The organism is Shewanella sp. SG41-4 (genome assembly GCF_014164505.1).
In the GTDB taxonomy this organism is placed as follows: Bacteria; Pseudomonadota; Gammaproteobacteria; order Enterobacterales; family Shewanellaceae; genus Shewanella.
On record NZ_JACJFI010000568.1, the window covers coordinates 1 to 1,555 of the forward strand.

The following is a 1,555-nucleotide window of genomic DNA, read 5'->3' on the forward strand; positions in this document are numbered from 1 at the left end:
CTGTATGAGTAAAAAGGATGTTGTTGGGATAATGCAGTAGCAGAAAGCTTGTTTGGCAGCTTGAAACAGGATCAAGTTCACTGGAGCAATTATCGGACGCGATATGTAGCACAATAAGATGTCATGAATTACTTCACAATGTGGTACTACAGCCAGCGAATGCATTCATACCTTGATTACTAAAGTCCCAATGAATTTTAGTGTATGGGTAAGCCGTTAAAAGAAGTAGCTTAACGAACTTAATTAGGGTGACCGAATCCAGTTGACTAGGTCACCCTTATTGGTGAGATCAGTAAGACGTTCGATAATACCGTACGCAGAAATACCCAGGGCTCCGCATGAGTGTTCAATTTTTAAGCATAGATGCAAATCCAGCCAGTAACGCACTCTCTAAAAACTTATGTTTCATCATGTAACGCTTTTGCTCCATCGGAACGCTTACCTTGGTCGGGTTGCTTTGAATCATATTTAAAGACATGTGCCTCAGGCCCGCTAGGTCTTCAGTAGTATTTTCTCGATAAATCTGACAGGCATCCTATTGAATACTGACATCTGAAATCCAATGCATCGATTCAATCACTCCAATGTGCTCGTATCGTAATACTTGCTTGTTCTGCCGTTAATCTTTTGAGCTGATGTAATAGCGATATTCCAGCTTTGCTGCTTTACCTTTTTCTTTTCGGAAGTTCTAAACCATGACTATAGTATTAAGCCCTGTCGAGCCAGAGAAATTACCTTCTAACAATCAGGCACTAGCCACGTGGCAAGTTTGTGACTCTATCCGTTCACGATGTTTTTCTGTATTCCTTTTTTGATTGTCAGTCGACGACTGACGATAAGAAGAAAAAGCATTTTGGGTAGCTTTGGCTCACTTTCCTTGGTTGCCTTTTTCCGCTAAAAGATAGTTTCCACCTTGATTGATGATATTTTTGTGACATGCCATTGCATCGATGGTCACAAGTACTCCACGTAGCCCGAGTATATTAATTAATTCGCGATTACTGTTATCTTATTGTTTTTGTTTTTTATTTTATGCATATCAGTACCGGTTTTTTACCTGATGCATACACGCTTATCATATGAATAGTATTGTACCTATCTTCTCGGTTGTATGAGCACCTTAGCGTTTTACCATCAATAGCGACGACTTCGCCGTGAGTGGGCTGATGCACTGCACACATCCAATTCAGAAAATACTCCCGAAAGCATGTGGATCGATGTGTAGTGGCAATTAGGTAAGCGAAAGTTTCATCGACAGGAACACCATTTTCGAACAAATTTTGTTGAATGAACCTGTTGTGATAACCAATAACATAACCTCGAATATCAGTCTAGCCCTAGTTCCCGCAACAACGGCGCAGAATGAACCTAAATAATATCAAACATGGGGTAGTCTACCTTGGCGCTCTGGTGATTATTACGATGGTGCTGAAGTGTTTTGGATTCTTTCAATATTCATTTATACGCCTCAAAAAAGAGCATAAGGTCACAGACAGATCTGTAGGTCAATTACCTTATTATAACTGACTAAAAAACATTCATGATCTTTCCCTGC

2 pseudogenes are annotated in these 1,555 nt (G+C 40.1%); one reads left to right on the forward strand and one right to left on the reverse strand.

From position 1 onward, the window contains the following. Positions 1 to 12: 12 nt before the first annotated feature. Positions 13 to 183 (forward strand): annotated as a pseudogene (locus H5202_RS22290) (IS3 family transposase); the annotation flags it as partial. A gap of 163 nt (positions 184 to 346) precedes the next feature. Here the strand turns inward: H5202_RS22290 and H5202_RS22295 are convergent. Next, a pseudogene (locus tag H5202_RS22295) lies at positions 347 to 1,455 on the reverse strand (ISAs1 family transposase). Positions 1,456 to 1,555 lie beyond the last annotated feature (100 nt).